The 19,576-nt window shown below is 41.5% G+C and carries 14 protein-coding genes; 11 read left to right on the forward strand and 3 right to left on the reverse strand.

The features are described 5' to 3' along the window. Positions 1 to 4: 4 nt before the first annotated feature. The 7 genes from C7Y70_RS18735 to C7Y70_RS18765 all read left to right on the forward strand — a co-directional run bounded on the left by C7Y70_RS18735 (position 5) and on the right by C7Y70_RS18765 (position 10,551). On the forward strand, positions 5 to 3,178 hold the full coding sequence (locus C7Y70_RS18735; protein WP_135476459.1) for a multidrug efflux RND transporter permease subunit: 3,174 nt from the start codon (positions 5 to 7) through the stop codon (positions 3,176 to 3,178). 121 nt (positions 3,179 to 3,299) lie between these two features. Beyond that, complete coding sequence (locus C7Y70_RS18740; RefSeq protein ID WP_135476501.1) at positions 3,300 to 3,917, forward strand: PilZ domain-containing protein; 618 nt, start codon at positions 3,300 to 3,302, stop codon at positions 3,915 to 3,917. A 70-nt stretch (positions 3,918 to 3,987) separates the two neighbouring features. Next, positions 3,988 to 5,040, forward strand: a complete 1,053-nt coding sequence (locus C7Y70_RS18745; protein ID WP_135476461.1) for an agmatine deiminase family protein — start codon at positions 3,988 to 3,990, stop codon at positions 5,038 to 5,040. Beyond that, positions 5,040 to 5,933: a carbon-nitrogen hydrolase gene (locus C7Y70_RS18750; RefSeq protein ID WP_099294236.1), complete on the forward strand. Its 894-nt coding sequence runs from the start codon at positions 5,040 to 5,042 to the stop codon at positions 5,931 to 5,933. Before C7Y70_RS18745 ends, C7Y70_RS18750 begins: the two co-directional genes overlap by 1 nt. Positions 5,934 to 5,976: 43 nt before the next feature. Then, the gene (gene mfd / locus C7Y70_RS18755; RefSeq protein WP_135476462.1) at positions 5,977 to 9,450 is read left to right on the forward strand and encodes a transcription-repair coupling factor; all 3,474 of its coding nucleotides are present in this window, start codon (positions 5,977 to 5,979) and stop codon (positions 9,448 to 9,450) included. Further along, positions 9,450 to 10,286, forward strand: a complete 837-nt coding sequence (locus C7Y70_RS18760) for a peptidoglycan binding protein CsiV (RefSeq protein WP_099294240.1) — start codon at positions 9,450 to 9,452, stop codon at positions 10,284 to 10,286. Before mfd ends, C7Y70_RS18760 begins: the two co-directional genes overlap by 1 nt. Before the next feature lie 13 nt (positions 10,287 to 10,299). After that, positions 10,300 to 10,551 (forward strand): DUF3862 domain-containing protein, encoded by a 252-nt coding sequence (locus C7Y70_RS18765; RefSeq protein ID WP_099294254.1) that lies wholly within the window; start codon positions 10,300 to 10,302, stop codon positions 10,549 to 10,551. 80 nt (positions 10,552 to 10,631) lie between these two features. On the opposite strand, the gene C7Y70_RS18770 is transcribed toward C7Y70_RS18765, so the two are convergent. From C7Y70_RS18770 to C7Y70_RS18780, 3 genes are all read right to left on the reverse strand, one after another. Continuing rightward, complete coding sequence (locus tag C7Y70_RS18770) at positions 10,632 to 11,987, reverse strand: hypothetical protein (protein WP_099294256.1); 1,356 nt, start codon at positions 11,985 to 11,987, stop codon at positions 10,632 to 10,634. A gap of 112 nt (positions 11,988 to 12,099) precedes the next feature. Continuing rightward, positions 12,100 to 14,820, reverse strand: a complete 2,721-nt coding sequence (locus C7Y70_RS18775) for a TonB-dependent receptor (protein ID WP_135476464.1) — start codon at positions 14,818 to 14,820, stop codon at positions 12,100 to 12,102. Positions 14,821 to 15,498: 678 nt separating this feature from the next. Next, positions 15,499 to 15,921, reverse strand: a complete 423-nt coding sequence (locus C7Y70_RS18780) for a hypothetical protein (RefSeq protein WP_135476466.1) — start codon at positions 15,919 to 15,921, stop codon at positions 15,499 to 15,501. 341 nt (positions 15,922 to 16,262) lie between these two features. Here C7Y70_RS18780 and ccoN point away from each other — a divergent pair, with 341 nt between their 5' ends. The 4 genes from ccoN to ccoP are packed head-to-tail and all read left to right on the forward strand — an operon-like array spanning position 16,263 to position 19,537. Next, on the forward strand, positions 16,263 to 17,696 hold the full coding sequence (ccoN, locus tag C7Y70_RS18785) for a cytochrome-c oxidase, cbb3-type subunit I (RefSeq protein ID WP_099294262.1): 1,434 nt from the start codon (positions 16,263 to 16,265) through the stop codon (positions 17,694 to 17,696). Between the two features lie 12 nt (positions 17,697 to 17,708). Beyond that, entirely contained in the window at positions 17,709 to 18,383 is a 675-nt protein-coding gene (ccoO, locus tag C7Y70_RS18790) for a cytochrome-c oxidase, cbb3-type subunit II (protein ID WP_099294264.1), read from the forward strand. Positions 18,384 to 18,389: 6 nt separating this feature from the next. Further along, positions 18,390 to 18,575, forward strand: a complete 186-nt coding sequence (locus tag C7Y70_RS18795) for a cbb3-type cytochrome c oxidase subunit 3 (RefSeq protein WP_087534511.1) — start codon at positions 18,390 to 18,392, stop codon at positions 18,573 to 18,575. Beyond that, positions 18,572 to 19,537, forward strand: a complete 966-nt coding sequence (ccoP, locus tag C7Y70_RS18800; protein ID WP_099294266.1) for a cytochrome-c oxidase, cbb3-type subunit III — start codon at positions 18,572 to 18,574, stop codon at positions 19,535 to 19,537. Before C7Y70_RS18795 ends, ccoP begins: the two co-directional genes overlap by 4 nt. The last annotated feature ends 39 nt before the right edge of the window (positions 19,538 to 19,576 follow it).

Genomic DNA, 19,576 nt, shown 5'->3' on the forward strand with positions numbered 1-19,576 from the left:
TCGTATGTTTTCTCGTTATTTTATAGACAGACCCATTTTTGCGTTTGTTATATCTATCGTTATCGTTTTAGCGGGTCTTGCGGCAATGCGCAGTTTACCTATTGCCCAATATCCTGAAATAGCGCCTCCAGTTGTACAAGTTACAGCTGCTTACCCTGGCGCTTCAGCTGAGGTACTTGAACAAACTGTGGCTGCACCGATTGAAAATGCAATTACTGGTGTTGAAGGCATGATGTATATGGCATCTACTTCAACCAGCTCGGGTGCCACAACCATTGAGATCACATTTGAAATAGGGACTGATATCGATCAAGCCGCGGTCAATGTGAATAACCGAGTAAAGCAGGTTGAAGCACGTTTACCTGAAGAAACTCGTCGCCAAGGTGTTGTTGTGCAAAAAGGCTCCTCAAGCTTTCTGCAAGTTCATGCTTTTTATTCACCCGACGGCAGCCGTGATAGCCTATGGACGTCTAATTACGTTACATTAAATATACTTGATCGAATCAAACGTATTCCTGGCACCACCAGCGTACAAATATTTGGTGCCAAGGATTACGCCATGCGTATCTGGCTGCGTCCAGATGTGATGAGCCAATTAGGTGTAACAGTTGAAGAAGTCGCTGCTGCAATTCGTAGCCAAAACTCTCAGTATGCAGCAGGTAAAATTGGCGCTACACCAACTTCTCAGTCCGCACAAGAGCTTGTTTACAGCGTAACAGCACAAGGTCGTTTATCAGAGCCTGAGCAGTTTGAAGAAATTATTATTCGCTCAAACATAGATGGCAGTAGTTTGCGTTTAAAAGACATAGCTCGCATCGAACTTGGCTCTAAAGATTATAATTTTAGTGGCACAATCAATGGTAAAGAGGCTGTGCTACTGGGCATATTTTTACAACCTGGTGCAAATGCATTGGATGTAGCCGCCGAAGTAAACGGTGTACTTGCTGAAATTAAGCAACAATTTCCAACCGGACTGGCACACTTAAATTCATACGATACCACTCGCTTTGTTGAAGTTTCTATTCGCGAAGTTGTCATCACACTCATTGAGGCCATGATACTTGTATTTTTAGTGGTGTATTTATTTTTACAAAATTGGCGCGCAACGCTTATTCCTACCTTGGCTGTGCCCGTATCTTTACTAGGCACGTTTGCTGGCATGTACATGCTGGGCTACTCAATTAACTCGTTGACACTGTTTGGTATGGTGTTATCTATTGGTATTGTTGTCGATGATGCGATAGTTGTGCTCGAAAACGTTGAACGTATCATGCATGAAGAGCATGTAAGTGCTCATGAAGCAGCCATTAAAGCGATGAAGGAAGTATCAGGCCCAGTTGTTGCCATCGTATTGGTGCTTTGCTCAGTATTTGTCCCCATTGCATTTTTAGGTGGCCTAACAGGTGAACTGTTCCGTCAATTTGCAATCACCATTTCAATTGCGGTGAGTTTATCTGGTGTTGTAGCACTAACAATGACCCCTGCTCTTTGTGTGCTTATTTTAAAACAAGAACATAAACAAACAGCTCGCTTCTTTTTATGGTTTAACCGAGTCTTTACTCAAATAACCAGTAAGTATGTTGGCACTGTTGGCTTTATGGTTCGTCGCGGCGCGCTTGGACTTGTGCTTATGATAGGCATGGTATCTATCACCATTGGTTTGTGGAAAAATACGCCAAGTTCACTCGTCCCAGATGAGGACCAAGGTTATTATATTTCGGCTATTTTCTTACCTGATGGTTCTTCTCTAGAACGCACAGAGGAAGTGGTAGAGCAAGTTATTGCAGCTGTGCAGTCTAATCCTGCTAATGAAAATGTGGTGGCTTTTACTGGTTTTGATTTTATTGGTGGTGGATATAAAAATAGCGCTGCAACCTTGTTTGTAACGCAAAAGCACTGGGATGAGCGTAAAATAGATACTAAAAGCTTAGTGAATGAGTTATTTATGAAAACAGCTCATATTAATGAAGCATTAGTACTGGCTTTTAACCCACCTGCTATTTTTGGCTTAGGAAACACCGGTGGTTTTGAGTTTTATATTCAAAACAAAGGCGCTGGTGGCCCCGAAAAACTGCAACAAGCCATGGGATTAATGATGGCTGAAGCACAGAAGAGCCCTATTCTAAGTGGTTTACAGACACTTTGGCGCCCTAATGCGCCACAACTAAAAGTGGATGTTGACCGTGAACAAGCCCGTGCCATGGGCATTGAAATTGACGATGCTTTCACAGCCCTTGCCGGTACATTAGGCACCTACTACGTTAATGACTTCAATAAATTTGGACGAGCATGGCAAGTACTTATGTCTGCTGAAGCTGAATTTAGAATGAAACCTGACGACATCGGCCGCACTTATGTAAAAAACAGCCAAGGTACTATGGTCCCCATGTCTGCGTTTACTAATATAGAATTTAGCCGCGGCCCTGAAAGCTTAAACCGTTATAACAACCTTTCTGCGGTTAAGTTACTGGGTAATGCAGCTCCAGGCTACAGCTCTGGACAAGCTATTGCCGAAGTTGAGCGTATTGCAAAAGCTGTGCTTCCGCCAGACATGACATACGACTGGACAGGTTCGGCATATCAAGAAAAGCGCAGCTCAGGCACAACCGGTCTCGCACTTGGGCTCGCCGTGATTATGGTGTTTTTGATTCTTGCAGCGCTTTATGAACGCTGGTCATTACCTTTATCTGTAATGCTGGCGCTACCATTTGGTACCTTTGGTGCACTTGTGTCTATTTGGTTAGTAGGTATGACAAACGATGTCTATTTCCAAATCGGTTTAGTTACTTTACTTGGTCTTGCGAGTAAAAATGCCATATTGATCGTTGAATATGCCTTAATGAAACATCAGCAAGGCTGGAGCGCAAGCGCTGCCGCACTTGAGGCAGCCCGATTAAGATTCAGGCCCATCATTATGACTTCGCTGGCATTCATATTAGGCGTTGTGCCGTTAGTGCTAAGCTCGGGTGCAGGTGCAGGTGCGCGTCACAGCGTTGGCACCGGTGTTATGGGTGGCATGATGGCTGCAACATTCTTAGCCGTATTCTTTGTGCCCTTGTTTTTCTATTGGCTTACTGAACGTAAACTCAGTGAAAAACGCTCTCGTAATGAATTAGCAAATGAAATTTCTGAGCATCACAAACGTGAAAATGTGGATACGATAGAGGGTAATTTATAACCTCTAGAATATAAAAAATTAAGGGCAAACATAGGTTTGCCCTTTTTTATTAAAATTTCATCACTAGTAATTTACGCGTGGCAGCGCTACTATTAGTAAATGCGCGCTGTGGAGTCTAATGATGAATAATGAAAAGTTAACTGAGTTTGAGCAGTACTTTCAAATTGCTGAGAGTAATAGAGTCAATCTTTTTGCCATTGATAAACACAATGTGCCACAAAGCCCTGCTCAGCTAGAAGCTGATATTCCTCCGTTATTCAAACTCGCTAACGAAGTGAGTGAACTTGAGCAAAGCTCTTTAAGACCTTTACGTAATTTAGGCGATATAGCACAAGAACTCGCCGTATTTTTGCAAGCTCAGTCACGTAAAATAGACTTGATCATGAGCCATATTTTAGCTTCAGAGCAACCTGAAGATAATGCCCTTTACTGTGATAGTTATGGTGGAGGTGGTGTAAAGTTAACATCAAGCCAAGTCTATTCATTAGGCCAAGCGTTTAGAACAAAACTATTTTTGCAACACGAAGCCTCTGCGGTTTATTGTTACACTGAAGTGGTTGCTATTGATAAGCTAGATGATGAACATTACCAGTATACGCTGCTTTTTATAGCAATTCGTGATTCAGACCAAGAACTTGTCGTAAGAGCTAGTTTACACGCTCAAACTAGACAGCTGAAAAAACGACAACAACTGCAATCAGACAAACCAAGTAATGAACACGAAAACAAGCCTGACTAATCACTTATAAAAGCTGACATCTGTGCTTGAAATGCTAAACTAGACGCACCTTAATTTGTTTATTAACTTCATGAACTTTAGACTTTTACCCGAATGGGCTGAGCAAGATGCTGTGATGCTTACTTGGCCTCACCAAGATACTGATTGGCGTGATAATTTAAGCGCTGTAGAGCCTGTTTACATATCCCTTTGCAAACATATATGCAAGCGACAACAGGTTGTTATAGTTGCACATAACAATGCATTGCAAACACATATAAGCCAACTATTAACCAGTAATGAGATTGATATTGCTCGGGTGCACTTTGTGCTCACCCCTTGTAATGACACTTGGGCACGCGACCATGGCCCATTGACCTGTGCAAACACACAGGATGCAAGCCAATTAGCTATTCTTGATTACACCTTCAATGGCTGGGGTAACAAGTTTGAAAGCACCCTTGATAATCAAATTAACAAAGTACTTGTTAACCAGCTTGCTGCTCCTGCAAATCAATACCAAAAAATTGATTTAGTATTAGAAGGCGGCGGCGTTGAAATAAACGAGCATGGTGTACTGCTTACCACCCGCGAGTGTTTACTTAATCCAAACCGTAACCCAACCCTGACAAAACCACAGATTGAAGCACAATTGCAGCTGCAATTAGGGGCAAGTTCGTTTTTATGGGTTGACCATGGTTATTTAGCCGGTGATGATACTGACAGCCATATTGATACCCTTGTACGCTTTGCACCTAACAATACCCTAGTTTATGTAAAGTGTGATGACACAACAGATGAGCATTTTGACGCGCTTGATAAGATGCAAATACAGTTGAAAGATTTTCAAACGCCAACAGGTCACCCTTATACCTTGATTGATTTACCTTGGCCAAAAGCGGTGTATAACAACGATGGCGATAGGCTGCCAGCAACCTACGCAAACTATTTAATTATCAATGATGCCGTATTAGTACCCACTTACAATGATGAAAACGATACTAAAGCACTTGCACAAATTCAGCGTGCCTACCCTGAGCACTCAATTATTGGGGTAAATTGTTTGCCTATTATTCATCAGTTTGGCAGCTTACATTGCATTACCATGCAGTTACCTCGCGGATTTTTAGTTGGAGCACCATAATGACGTCGTCAAATAAATTAACGGTTGCCTTAGTGCAGCAAAGCAATACTGATAACGCCGAGCAAAACATGGCAAAATCAATTGCAGCTATACGTAACGCTGCCAACCAAGGTGCTCAACTTGTGGTACTTCAAGAACTACACCGCAGCCTCTACTTTTGCCAAACCGAAGATGTTGATGTTTTTGATTTAGCTGAAACTATCCCAGGGCCAAGTAGTGACGCATTGGGTAAATTAGCAAATGAGCTAAACATCGTCATAGTCGCTTCATTATTTGAAAAACGCGCCACAGGTCTTTATCACAATACCGCAATTGTGCTAGAAAAAGACGGCTCGATTGCAGGTAAATATCGCAAAATGCATATTCCTGATGATCCTGGGTTTTATGAAAAGTTTTACTTTACCCCAGGTGATTTAGGCTTTGAGCCTATCCAAACCTCAGTAGGTAAATTAGGGGTATTAGTGTGCTGGGATCAGTGGTTCCCCGAAGCTGCCCGCTTGATGGCGATGGCGGGTGCTGAGTTACTAATTTACCCAACCGCAATTGGTTGGGACCCACGTGACGATAACGACGAAAAAACACGACAAAAAGATGCATGGGTTATTTCGCAACGTGCTCACGCTGTCGCAAATGGCGTGCCCGTTATAAGTGCCAACCGCGTAGGCCATGAAACTGACCCAAGCGAGCAAAGTGACGGTATTCAATTTTGGGGCAATTCATTTATAGCAGGCCCTCAAGGTGAAATGCTCAGCGAAGCAAATAATACTGACGAGCAAATTTTAGTGGTGGAACTTGATCAAAAACGTTCAGAGAACGTAAGACGTATATGGCCTTATTTACGTGATCGCCGAATTGATCACTATCAAGACCTCACTAAAATTTACCGCGATTAGAATAAATTAGCGCCTCAGTTGAGGCGCATTTAAGGAGTAATAAATGGCGTTTGCGCAATGGGCAGCCTTGCCTTGGGTAAAATCTCAAAAAGATAAAATTCAATGGGGGCAACTCACCGGTAGTGGTTTAAGTATCGCTATTGCACAAGGGGTAAAACAACAAGACAGCTTAGTGCTAATTGTCACTCCTGATACACCCAGTGCGCTGCGCTTAGAGACAGAACTTGATTATTTATTACCTAATCACCCGGTAATGGTATTTCCTGATTGGGAAACCCTGCCATATGATCACTTTTCGCCGCACCAAGATATAATTTCGTCACGATTAGCGACCCTAAATACACTAAAAAAAGAGCAACAAAGCGTATTAATTGTACCTGTATCTACGTTAATGCTGCGCACGGCCCCGGCCTCGTTTATTTATGGCTCTACACTTAACTTTAAAGTAGGCGATACATTAGATACCCACAGCTTGCGTAATAACCTAGAGCAAGCGGGTTATTTACATGTTCAGCAAGTTATGGAGCATGGTGAATACGCTATTCGTGGCTCAATTGTTGACTTATACCCTATGGGTAGCCCACATCCATTTAGGTTAGATTTTTTTGACGACGAGCTCGATTCTATTCGCCTATTTGATGTTGAAACTCAACGTTCTGACGAGAAAGTAGATAAAATAGAGTTACTCCCTGCCCATGAGTTTCCAACCAATGAAAGTGACATTGAACGCTTTAGAATAAACTACCGCGAAAAGTTTGGCGCCAGCGCAGAGCAAGACTCTGTGTATATGCAAGTCACTAAAGGAAACTGGCCTGCGGGTATTGAGTATTATATGCCGCTGTTTTTTGAGCAGCTTGCAACCATATTTGAATACCTACCTGATACCACAACGGTTATGCAATATGGTGATTTAGAGCATGCTGCCGATCAATTTTGGCATGATGTAAATGTTCGCTATGAAAACCGCCGAGTCGATCCGCTTAGACCCCTTCTCGAACCAACTGAGCTTTATCAACCGCTCAATGAACTGTTTTCAAACTTAGGTAACTTTGCCCGTATACGCTTAAGCCAAGCTAAATTACCCACCAAAGCAGGGAATAAAAACTTAGCAATAGGCGAACTACCAGCCGTTCGAATTGATCATAAACAACATGAACCGTATCAAGCATTTATTGAATATATAGCGGCACAAAAAAAACAAAAAGGCCGCGTGCTGATCTCGGTAGAGTCTGACGGGCGACGTGAATCTTTGCTTGCATTACTAAAGCCCAGTGGCTTAAAACTCAAAGAGTTTGATTCGTTTGATGACTTTACTGCTAGCAAGAGCGATGTCGGTTTAATCGTTAGCCCGCTTGAGCAAAGTGTACTATTAAGTGCAAAGCCCGCGCTTAGCATTATCACCGAACAAGAGTTACTGGGAATTAAAGTATCCCAGCGCCGTCGCCGAAAGCATAAATACGAAGCAAGCCAAGATGCGCTGATCCGAAACTTAGCTGAGCTTAAAGTAGGCCAACCTATTGTGCATTTAGATCACGGTGTTGGCCGTTACCAAGGTCTACAAACTATTGATGCTGCAGGACTCGTCACTGAGTTTGTAACCATAACCTATGCCGGTGAAGCGAAGCTTTATGTGCCGGTATCTGCCCTACATATGTTAAGCCGTTATTCTGGTGGCGAAGAAGCCAGCGCGCCGCTGCATAAACTAGGCTCAGATGCTTGGGAAAAAGCAAAAAAACGTGCCGCTGAAAAAGTTCGTGATGTCGCTGCAGAGCTGCTTGATATTTATGCCCAGCGCCAAGCAAAACCAGGCAACGCTTTTGCTCTCGATGGCAGTGCATACCGCGCATTTAGTGATGGTTTCCCATTCGAAGAAACCGACGACCAACGCAATGCCATAGAAGCTGTGCTTGGTGATATGCAAAGCAAACACGCCATGGATAGACTCGTGTGTGGTGATGTGGGCTTTGGTAAAACAGAAGTCGCTATGCGCGCCGCGTTCATTGCCGTAAACGACAACAAACAAGTAGCTGTATTAGTGCCCACTACCCTACTTGCCCAACAACACTTTGAAAACTTCAAAGATCGTTTTGCTGATTTCCCTATTGAAGTCGGTGTGCTTTCACGCTTCAATTCGCCTAAAGAGCAAAAAGACACCCTTGAAAAGATGGCCGAAGGTAAACTCGATATTGTCATTGGTACGCACAAATTAATACAACAAGATATTAATTTTAGAGATTTAGGCCTACTCATTGTAGATGAAGAACACCGCTTTGGTGTACGCCAAAAAGAAAAAATAAAATCATTGCGCGCCGATGTTGATATTTTAACGCTTACCGCAACGCCTATCCCACGTACATTAAATATGGCAATGAGTGGCATGCGTGACTTATCAATTATCGCCACTCCACCAGCTAAACGCCTTGCAGTAAAAACCTTTGTTCGTCAGCGCGATGCAGAGCTTATTCGCGAATCTGTATTACGTGAAATAAAACGTGGCGGCCAAGTCTACTTTTTGCACAATAATGTAGAAACCATTGACCGCGTGGCTCAAGAGATCAGTGAGTGGGTGCCTGAAGCCAGCGTTGCATCAGCCCACGGTCAAATGCGCGAGCGTGAACTCGAACAGTTAATGAGTGAGTTTTACCATCAAAAATACAACGTATTAGTCTGTACCACCATCATCGAGACCGGTATTGATATACCAACCGCTAATACCATCATCATGGACCGAGCAGATAAGTTAGGCCTTGCCCAGCTTCATCAGCTGCGTGGTCGTGTGGGTCGCAGCCACCACCAAGCGTACGCTTATTTATTAACAGGTCACCCTAAGTCATTATCTAAAGATGCTGTAAAACGCTTAGAAGCCATCGAATCGCTAGAGGATTTAGGTGCTGGATTTGCATTAGCGACACACGATTTAGAAATACGTGGTGCGGGTGAATTACTCGGTGATGATCAATCCGGACAAATGCAAACCATTGGCTTTAATTTATACATGGAAATGCTTGAGCAAGCCGTGCAATCACTGCGCGAAGGTAAAGAGCCGACGCTTGATAACTTATTACAACAGCAAAGCGAGGTCGATTTAAAACTCGCCGCATTATTACCTGATGATTATATTCATGATGTAAACGCCCGCTTAGGTATTTACAAACGTATTGCAAGCTGTGCTACTGTAGATGACATGGATGAACTTCAAGTCGAGTTAATTGACCGCTTTGGTTTACTGCCTGATGCCACTAAAAACCTATTTAGCTTGCAGCAACTTAAACAAAAAGCCAGTGAATTAGGTATTAAAAAGATTGAAGCCAACCCCAAAGGTGGTTACTTTGAGTTTACCCAAGATACAAAGGTTAACCCAAGCTTCATAATTGGTTTGATACAAAGTGCACCCCATGTGTACAAAATGGATGGCGCAAATAAACTGCGCTTTGCGATCAGCGAGGCAAATGCCCGTGAACGCTTAAAAATGGTCACTGCAATGATTGCAGATTTCTCTAAAAAGGTTAGCCATTAATGTTGTTTAAAAAATCATTATTAATTTTATGTTGTATATTTAGCAGCACAGCGTTCGCAGAGCGATGGTTTGAAGTGGAGGTGCTGATTTTTGAGCAGCGGCCTGCCCCATTTCTACAAGAAGACTTTAGCTTAAAAAAACAGCCCATCAAGGCAAAAAATCCCGTTGACTTACTGACACCTTGGTACGTTGCGCAAGCTAAAACAGAATGTATTGATGGCGATACGCGCTTTAACTCCACATCTTTAACTGACTCTGTTATTGGGGCCAGACGCTCTAATTTATGTGATGATACGATTGATTACGTTAACAGTTACGACACTTTGCCTTTGACCCCCAATGCAGAGACAAAAGATGATATGCTAAATACTTACCTGCTCAGCCCTGAGCAATTACAGTTTGTAGATCAACAGCGTGAACTTGTTCGTAAGGGGCTTAAACCTATCTTACACACAGGGTGGCGATTTAAAGGTGTAAGGAAATCTCGTTCACAAAGCATTAAACTGTATGGTGGCAAACACCTTCAAACAAAACCAATAGCTGCTGACACTCGTTTTAATGATAGCTTTATCAGCGCTATTAACCCTTCATCTCAGTCACTTATGCCCGTAGCGCAAGACACACCAGAAAAGTGGCAATTAGAAGGGTTTTTTAATATTTATTTACGCCACTATCTGTATATTAATACTGAATTTGATTTTAGTGAAAAGCTAGAAAATGGCGAGCTTCAAAGCGCACGTTTTGCACAGTTCAAACGCGTGATCAGTGGTGAAGTTCATTATTTTGACCACCCGAAAATGGGTATGATTGTACAAATAAGAAAATTTAAACATTAGAAGGAACGTTACCATGAAAAAAATACTAATCATTGCAGCAACTTTATCGCTAGCAGCTTGCTCAAAAGTGAGCCTTGAGAACTACGAAAAGATCTCTATCGGCATGGACAAAACACAAGTTGAAGCTATTTTAGGAAGTGCAGATAACTGCGTAGAAAAAACACTTCACACGAATTGTGTTTGGGGAGATGAAACAAAAAATATCGAAATCACGTTAGTCTCTGACAAGGTATCGTTATATAGCAAAACAGGCTTAGAAAAATAACCCGAATCAGCACTGGTTTATTAAAGCTGAATAAAAATATATGGTAGTTTGATTTCTACCATATATTTTCATGATGAACGTTATTCTTTTTTACTTGAAATGAGTTCTATATTTACGATTTTACTGCGATTTAAGGTTATTTTATAGCGTTGATGTGTAGTTTGCTCTTGGCTTTGATACACCACGACTACATTTAACTGGTAACGGCGTTCAACACTTTGTTTTGAAATTTTACTACTATCTAAATGATAAAGCTTTCCTTCGCCTTTTTTCAAATAACGCGTAAATGGTGCAAGGCTAAAACGCAGTGTTTGCTGCAACGTATCGTAGCCTGGCAAAAACTCTTTTGCACCAACACGCGTCTCACTAGCAAAATGAAACCACTGCGCGGCCAATCTATTTTGTTGCCTACGTTTTGAAAAGATATTACGAACACCCTGTGGAATACGTTTAAACCGCGTATATTCAAGCCATATATACTGCGTAGCAATTTTATCTTTTGTGACACTGTTTCTAAACTGAAAGCGCCACTTTGGCCGGCCTTTTACAATGGTTCGCCAGATCACACGCGTTATATCCTCTTTGAAAATTTCACGCATACCGTAGATCGCGCCAAGAATAATCACTAAGGTCGCTGTTATTTCAGTAAAGTTACTTCGCGCATTTAAAACTACAACCATTACAAACGCCATGATCACGGCTGTAACAGAGCCTTTTACAAGTCGCTTTAAATAGCTATTTAAATGTCGTGTATGACGATTAAGTACAACCCCGTGTTCAATAAGTCGCTGCAATAAACGCATCTTGTTTGTGATTCTGTTGGCGTCTTGTAAGGTAGATTCAGAGTTATATTGATGTTCTTGCCTGTATGCTTGCTCTGCTTTGCAAAAGTTCAATAAGTCACTGCGCTCTTTAGCATGATCACTACTTCTAGGACCTTCGTCGAGTAACTTTAAAAATGATTGTTCAATTTGCCAGCTCAAATAATTATCTGCATTGGTATAAAATGACACCAGTTTTTCATTATCGGGTGTATAACGGCGCAGTTTTTTTAATAGCCCTTTACTCTGCTCAGCTAATTCAGTCGCGCGAATATAAAAAGCATCTTTGTCTGTTATTTTAAGTGCATCTTTCACATCGGTATCTATCGCAAGCCTAACTTGATAGCAATAAAGGTTGAGGTTTTGACGGTAATCTTGTTGCTCACCTTTATTTTTACTCACAAAGCGGCTTCGTACTAAAGGCAGGTGAATATTTTTAGCGTTATAAGCTAAATGAGACTTAAAATGGTTGTTGAAATACGCTTCTTCACTGAGGGTTTGCGGGTTAATACCCATTTCGTTGGGAATAGAAAAATACAAGTCAATACGTTGTTCTGAGCGCGGGCTTAGCTCGGGTTCTATAATAAAGGATAAATTTTCATCCTGTTTTAACAATCAATTCTCCTAATGAATTATTTATATACATTAGTTTACTGTCACATTTTATTTAGTTCAATAAAAAAGACCCAGTAAACTGGGCCTTTTCAGAGTCAAACGGTTTTACTGATTAGAATTTAACATTCACGCCAGCAAAGAAACGACGACCAAGTACATCGTATGTGTACGGGTCAGTGTTTGAATCGTTATTACCTGTGTAGTAAGGCGGTTGCTTATCAAACAAGTTGTTAATACCCGCTGTTAATGAAACTGTATCATTAACTAAGTATGATCCACTCACATCATGATAAATCACAGTTGGTGTAGTCGGTGCGTAGCACGAATCTTCTTTACCAATACATGAGTAGCTGTCCATACCTGCAATGTAACGCGCTTGATACTGAGCATCCCAGTTATCACCAGCAACATTAATTGTTAGGTTAGATTTAAACTCAGCATAACCACCTGTACCAGATGTGATAACACCTGCGTAATCAACTGGGTCGCCAGTTACTTCAACTACATATTCGTCAAGATACGTTGTGTCTAAACCAGCCTTCCAGTTAAGACCTGCAGCTTCAAATGAGTAGCTAAGGTTTAAATCAACACCTGAAGTTTTCTCTGAACCAATATTTTGTAATTGATTATTAAAAGTAATACGACCTGTTGAATCAAGTTTTACATTACTTGATTTACATAGTGCAGAATCTTTATTACTTGCGGCAACTAAACACTGATCAACAATGTATTGATTATCAACGGTTGCAATCGCATTTTCGATTTCGATATCGTAGTAATCAAGCGTCATGCTGAAGCCTTCAAACCACTGCGGCTCGTATACGATACCAGCAGTTAAAGTATCCGCTTCTTCTGGCGTTAATTGGTTATTACCACCTACTGTCACTTCTGCTTGGTCCTGTGCACCTGGGAACTCTACTTGTTCGAAAGAAGGTGAATTACCAGAATATAACTCAGATACTGTCGGTGCACGGAATGCTGTTGAAACAACACTACGTAACATTAACTCGTCGTTTACTTTCCACGTAAGGCCTAATTTCCACGTTTCGTCTGAACCAAAAGTGCTGTAATCAAAGGCACGAATTGCAGCGCTTAATTCAACGTTTTGTGCAAGTGGTGCATCAGCTAATAATGGTAAAGCAAACTCTACATATGCTTCATTTACATCAAAGCCACCCGCTGTTGGCTCAACCATAGGGTCATTTGCAAGACCTTGTGCTGTCAATGAATCCGGCGTAAACCACGCTTTTTCTTGACGGCGCTCAATACCTGCTGCAAATGCTGCATAGCCCGCAGGTAGTTCAAACATTTCGCCCGATACTGACGCTGCTAAAATAAATAGCTGGCTGCCGCCATTGTTAACTTCGGTGTAAACATTGCGACGGAAGTCTTCGCTTGTCCATGCAGCTTGATCTAGTGGATTAAATGTTCCTACTACATCATTTTCATCGTTTGTGTACATGATGCTATCACCAATAGCACCCATATTGTGAAGGTTGCTTAACTTGTCGACAGAATCGTTACGGCCAAAGTTTGCAGACACATCCCAGAAATAATCGCCAGCATAACCATCAGCACCGATTACAGCACGAACAGTATCAACTGATTGTTCGAAATAACGCGCGCCAGTGTCTGACATGCGACGGCCATAGAAAATATCATCGCCGTATTTATAATTTGCAGTTTGCGTTAGGTATTTACCATCGGCATCTTTATCAGCATAACCATCACCGTCTGCATCAACTTTACTTGTGTAAGTTTGATCAAGTAATGAATCGCCCATTGACTTGTCATACTTAAAGCCGAACCACACTGGTTGTGGCGCCATTTGCTGTTGCGACCAACGTTTAGTATAAGTAAATTCAGTAAACACGCGCGTTTCATCGCTGATTTCGTATGTAGCTAAACCCGTTAGGTTTAAACGCTCCATCGGCGTATATAGGTAGCTTGAAGGTGCAAAGTTAAAACGGTCAGCATCTGTAAATGGGTGTAAGCCGCCTAAACCACTTAAACCATTATCACCTTGTGCTAAACCAACGCTAACTTCTTTACCATCATCGTCAAGCGCTTTTGTTGTACTGTCTTGCCAAATGTGGCCACCCTCTGAATACACAGAGCCGCCATTACAGTTTAAACCGTTCGCACCTTCAGCAATTGGGCACTTAGAGAAATCACGGTCAGCTTGAGACGCTTCACCACGATCAGTATATTGCATACCAACAACGATATTACCTTTGTCGAAGCTAGTACCTACTGTGAAATCAAATGACGTTTCTGTTGCATCACCTTCACCAGTGATTGCAGAGTTCACATTCATGTCCAAGCCTTCGAAATCATCTTTTAAGATGATGTTCACAACACCTGCAACAGCATCAGTACCATAAACAGCAGACGCGCCATCTTTTAATACTTCAACCGATTTAATCATTGAAACTGGGATTGTATTCAAGTCAACAGTTGATGCTGCACCTGTACCTGATGCAATCATACGACGACCATTTACAAGTACTAATGTACGGTTAGCACCAAGACCACGTAGGTCGATTCGTGCATTACCACCTGAACCATTATTAACGCCAGGGTTAGTCATCGCACCGCCAGTGGCAGTCATTTTTTGAAGCACGCTGTCGATGCTCGTAGCGCCCATTGCTTTGATATCATCAGCGCCAATAAGTGTAACTGGGCTAGCGTTTTCCATATCAGAACGCTTAATGCGAGAACCCGTTACTTGGATTTTTTCAATTGACTGAGCTGCTTCGTCTGCAGCAATAACACTTGTTGAGAACATAGGAATTGCTGAAACAACAGCTAAACCAAGAATTGATTTTTTCATGTTAAACCCTACTTGTTGGAAAAAGTACCCTTATCAGGTAATACCGCTCGATATTGTTAGAATGACGAGTCAGCCGGGGGCAACTTAGGCTGAGTTAACTGAACGAAAACTGAATGTGGGAGCAGAATTTAGACACCTTGATTTTCACCGACCTTTAAAGGGTACATAAGTTAATTGATGTTTCATTGTTAACACGATAAAACAACTTAATTTCAATTAGATATGTAATTCAAACCACAGTAAAAAAACGAATGAAATCAAATGAGCAGAGTTTGTAATCGAATGTAATCAATGGTTATAAATACCTGAATTAGAAAAATTCACATCTTGATCACACAGTTTTATAGAAACCGTAAAACTCACTGTTAATTACTAACCATAATTATGCAGAATCAGTGAGTAAATAAGCATCGCAGTGGAGTAAGTGGTTAAAAATAGACTAAATTTATAGCTAAATTAAATAATGTACGCAGAAGATAAAGAGGTGGAACAATAAATGATTAGGGTCTGTTAACCTTTGCGGATTAAAATTCGTTCAAACTAAGCGCGATTTAATCGCGGCGCGAGATTTGTAACCTAGTGGGCTAAGTTAAAATCGAGCAAAGCTACCGCATCTCGCTCACGCCCCTTACCACCATCCATGTAGGCAACAAAGAGTAAAGCGCTCCTAGGCGGACCCTACTGTTTGACGATGAAATTATAAGAAATTTGGGAGTTATTACCTTGCTGATCTTTTAACTCTATGGATAGTTTCCATTCCATATTTTTTTCAGAACAAACGCCTACCATAGTAGTCGCACGAAATTTACCTGCTACTGATTCGAAAAAAACAGGAATATATCCCATATACATAGTCACACCTTCAAGCTTGGCACGTTTAACTTGCAAGCCTTCAGGTAATGATAAGTTTATATCAAAAGGCGTTTCTGGCGAGACTGTCGACTCTGATAACCACACTTTTATTTGTTGATCATAAATGCATGGTTCATTTGAAAGGCAACTTGCGACTGTTGCCTGCTCTTCTATACTTGTCTCTTGAGGCTTGCATGCAGTCAGGCTAATAACTGAAATTAAAAGCAGTGATCTTTTTTTAAATTGCATCGTAACTCCTATTGTATAGACAAGAGATACTAATAAGCACATCGGTAAAAGACAACAACTGAAGGGTAATTACCCTCATAAGATTAAAAAGTATGTCAAAAAATAATCAACAACATGATAAAAATTGATTGATGTCATAATTTTATGCAATTGACCTATCTTTTTTAGGCCAAAAATTTTATCATTTCCCCCGCAAAAATAAGGGTTTCTCGAGTTTGTTTTCTGAAGCAGTCAACGCATTGAAGGTTTTAGGTAACACACTTGTGGAGTAATAGTAGGCCCCACTTTTTTAAAGTGGGTAATTCATTTCTAAACGCATATATTGCAGCGGAAGCCAGAAAATGAGCCAAACAGTAGCATCACAAACTGAGTACAACTATAAAGTTGTACGCCAATTCGCTATTATGACAGTGATTTGGGGCATCGTTGGCATGGGTATTGGGGTTCTGATTGCTGCCCAATTAGCTTGGCCAGCACTTAACTTTGATACACCATGGTTAACATACTCTCGACTTCGTCCGTTACATACGAACGCAGTTATTTTCGCATTTGGTACCAGTGCACTTTTCGCAACATCTTACTATGTTGTGCAACGTACTTGTCAAACGCGCCTTCTTTCAGACAAATTAGCCGCCTTTACCTTTTGGGGTTGGCAATTAGTTATTGTCCTTGCAGCTATCACATTACCTTTAGGTATTACTAGCTCTAAAGAATATGCAGAGCTTGAATGGCCAATCGACATATTAATTGCGGTTGTATGGGTAACCTACGCTGTCGTATTTATGGGAACTATCGCGAAGCGTAAAGTATCACATATCTATGTTGCAAACTGGTTCTATGCCGGCTTCATTATTACTGTTGCAGTATTGCACATCGTAAACAGTATGGCTGTTCCAGTATCACTCACTAAATCATACTCAATCTATGCAGGCGCTGTAGATGCAATGGTTCAATGGTGGTACGGTCACAACGCTGTAGGCTTCTTATTGACTGCTGGTTTCCTTGGTATGATGTATTACTTTGTACCAAAACAAGCGGGTCGTCCGGTTTATTCTTACCGTTTATCAGTTGTTCACTTTTGGGCGCTTGTTTCTTTATATATTTGGGCTGGTCCTCACCACTTACACTACACTGCACTTCCAGATTGGACGCAAAGTTTAGGTATGGTGATGTCTATTATCTTATTCGTGCCTTCTTGGGGTGGTATGATCAACGGTATCATGACCCTGTCTGGTGCATGGCATAAGCTTAGAACTGACCCTGTACTTCGTTTCTTAGTTGTTTCACTTTCTTTCTACGGTATGTCTACCTTTGAAGGACCGATGATGGCAATTAAATCTGTAAATGCATTATCTCACTACACTGATTGGACTGTAGGTCACGTTCACTCTGGTGCACTCGGTTGGGTTGCTATGATTTCAATTGGTGCTATTTATCACCTTATTCCTGCATTGTTCTCACAAGGTCGTATGTACAGTGTGAAACTTGTAAATACGCATTTCTGGTTACATACCGTGGGTGTTGTACTTTACATCGTAGCAATGTGGATTTCAGGTGTAATGCAAGGTCTAATGTGGCGCGCAGTTAACTCTGACGGTACATTGATGTACAGCTTTGTTCAGTCACTACAAGCATCTTATCCTTTCTATGTTATGCGCTTCCTAGGCGGTGTATTCATCGTAGCGGGTATGTTGGTTATGGCTTATAACGTTTACCGTACAATTACAGCGAAAAATGATTCGTTGAAATTAGACGCGCAAGCACAGTTAGCATAACGGAGCGAGATGATGAGCAATAATAATTCACAAAACAAACATGAAATAGTTGAAAAGAATATTGGCCTGATGGCTATCTTGACTGTTTTTGCTATCAGTTTTGGTGCATTGGTTGAGATCACTCCGCTAATGTTCCAAGACGATACAACGAAACCTGTTGATGGGTTACGTCCACTAAACGCACTTGAAATGGAAGGCCGTGATATTTACGTTCGTGAAGGTTGTTACAACTGTCACTCGCAAATGATTCGCCCATTCCGTGACGAAGTTGAGCGTTATGGTCACTATTCTGTTGCAGGTGAATCAGTATGGGATCACCCATTCCAATGGGGTTCTAAGCGTACTGGTCCAGACTTAGCTCGTGTAGGTAAACGTTATTCAGATGATTGGCACTATGCTCACTTAGTTAATCCTCGTGATGTAGTACCTGAATCAAATATGCCAGGATACCCTTGGTTAGCTGAGAATCACGTTGATACTAGCCTGACTCTGAAAAAGCTAAAGATTTTCCGTGATACATTCGCTATCAACCCACAAAACCCAGCTCACCCTGGTTTAGGTTACGGTAGTGATGAAGAACTAATCGCTGATATTGCTAAAGTTGATGCAATGAATGACGGTAAAGGTGCGACAGAAATGCAAGCCCTTATCGCCTACCTGCAACAGCTTGGCACGCATTTGAAGTAATTGATTATGGATTACGGAACATACAGAGGCATATTAACTCTGGTAATTTTAGTATTGTTTATTGTGATTGTTGTGTGGGCATACAGCAAACGTAGCAAAACGCGTTTTAAAGACGCTGCAAATGCTATTTTTGAAGATGAGAGCAAACACAACAAAACACTCTCTAACGAGGAAAAGGGGTCTGAGAAATGACTAGCTTTTGGAGTATTTGGGTTATTGTATTAACCCTAGCATGCTTACTTATCATCTTTGGCTTATTAGTGTGGAACTTAACAAACTACGCTGGTGTTAAGGAAGGTGAAAGCTGTGGGCATGAATTTGATGGCATTGAAGAGCTAAACAATCCACTACCTAAGTGGTGGACTTACATGTTTTTCGCAACATTTGCATGGTCAGTCTATTATTTAGCAGCATACCCAGGTTTAGGTAACTGGGAAGGCTTAGCTAAATGGACAAGTTCGAACCAAGGTGTTACTTCTTTAGCTGAGTCTAAAAAGGCAATTGAAGAAGCACATGCTAATGGTGAGTATGTAAAACTTGACCAAGAGTATAAAGCAGCTGATGAGCGTTTTGGTCCTATCTTTGAAGGCTTTGCAAAACAAGATATAGAAACTCTTGTCGCAGACGAAAAAGCCCTAGAAATTGGTCAGCGTTTATACGCACAAAACTGTTCACAATGTCACGGCTCAGATGCACGTGGTGGTATGGGCTTCCCTAACCTAACTGATAACGATTGGTTATACGGCGGCACGCCTGACAAAATCAAAGAAACACTTCTATACGGTCGCGTTGCAGCAATGCCACCATGGGGTGCAGCTTTGGGTGAACAAGGCGTTAAAGAAATGACCGCTCACGTTTTAAGTTTATCTGGTCGTACAGTTAATCAAAAAGATGCTGAAGCGGGTGCTGCCAAGTTTGCAATGTGTGCGGCGTGTCACGGTGCTGATGGTAAAGGGTCTGTTGCTCATAACCTACCGTTTGGTGCACCTAACTTAACCGACAATATTTGGTTGTACGGTGGTTCTCAACGTGCTGTTGAAGAAACACTGCTTAATGGCCGCGCAGGTGTTATGCCAGCATGGAAGGATATTTTAGGTGAAGAAAAAGTACACTTATTAACAGCGTATGTTTACAGTTTATCGCAAGATAAATAATCACAACGTTAATAAAATGTTGTAACTTTCATCTTTTAT

The sequence above is a fragment of the Pseudoalteromonas sp. KS88 genome (assembly GCF_004766475.1).
Lineage (GTDB): Bacteria > Pseudomonadota > Gammaproteobacteria > Enterobacterales > Alteromonadaceae > Pseudoalteromonas.

What these genes read in the sequence shown, in the direction of transcription:
- C7Y70_RS18735 (WP_135476459.1), top strand. Translation starts at nt 5, where the DNA reads ATGTTTTCTCGTTATTTTATAGACAGACCCATTTTTGCGTTTGTTATA.
- C7Y70_RS18740 (WP_135476501.1), top strand. Translation starts at nt 3,300, where the DNA reads ATGAATAATGAAAAGTTAACTGAGTTTGAGCAGTACTTTCAAATTGCT.
- C7Y70_RS18745 (WP_135476461.1), top strand. Translation starts at nt 3,988, where the DNA reads ATGAACTTTAGACTTTTACCCGAATGGGCTGAGCAAGATGCTGTGATG.
- C7Y70_RS18750 (WP_099294236.1), top strand. Translation starts at nt 5,040, where the DNA reads ATGACGTCGTCAAATAAATTAACGGTTGCCTTAGTGCAGCAAAGCAAT.
- mfd (WP_135476462.1), top strand. Translation starts at nt 5,977, where the DNA reads ATGGCGTTTGCGCAATGGGCAGCCTTGCCTTGGGTAAAATCTCAAAAA.
- C7Y70_RS18760 (WP_099294240.1), top strand. Translation starts at nt 9,450, where the DNA reads ATGTTGTTTAAAAAATCATTATTAATTTTATGTTGTATATTTAGCAGC.
- C7Y70_RS18765 (WP_099294254.1), top strand. Translation starts at nt 10,300, where the DNA reads ATGAAAAAAATACTAATCATTGCAGCAACTTTATCGCTAGCAGCTTGC.
- C7Y70_RS18775 (WP_135476464.1), bottom strand. Translation starts at nt 14,820, where the DNA reads ATGAAAAAATCAATTCTTGGTTTAGCTGTTGTTTCAGCAATTCCTATG.
- C7Y70_RS18780 (WP_135476466.1), bottom strand. Translation starts at nt 15,921, where the DNA reads ATGCAATTTAAAAAAAGATCACTGCTTTTAATTTCAGTTATTAGCCTG.
- ccoN (WP_099294262.1), top strand. Translation starts at nt 16,263, where the DNA reads ATGAGCCAAACAGTAGCATCACAAACTGAGTACAACTATAAAGTTGTA.
- ccoO (WP_099294264.1), top strand. Translation starts at nt 17,709, where the DNA reads ATGAGCAATAATAATTCACAAAACAAACATGAAATAGTTGAAAAGAAT.
- C7Y70_RS18795 (WP_087534511.1), top strand. Translation starts at nt 18,390, where the DNA reads ATGGATTACGGAACATACAGAGGCATATTAACTCTGGTAATTTTAGTA.
- ccoP (WP_099294266.1), top strand. Translation starts at nt 18,572, where the DNA reads ATGACTAGCTTTTGGAGTATTTGGGTTATTGTATTAACCCTAGCATGC.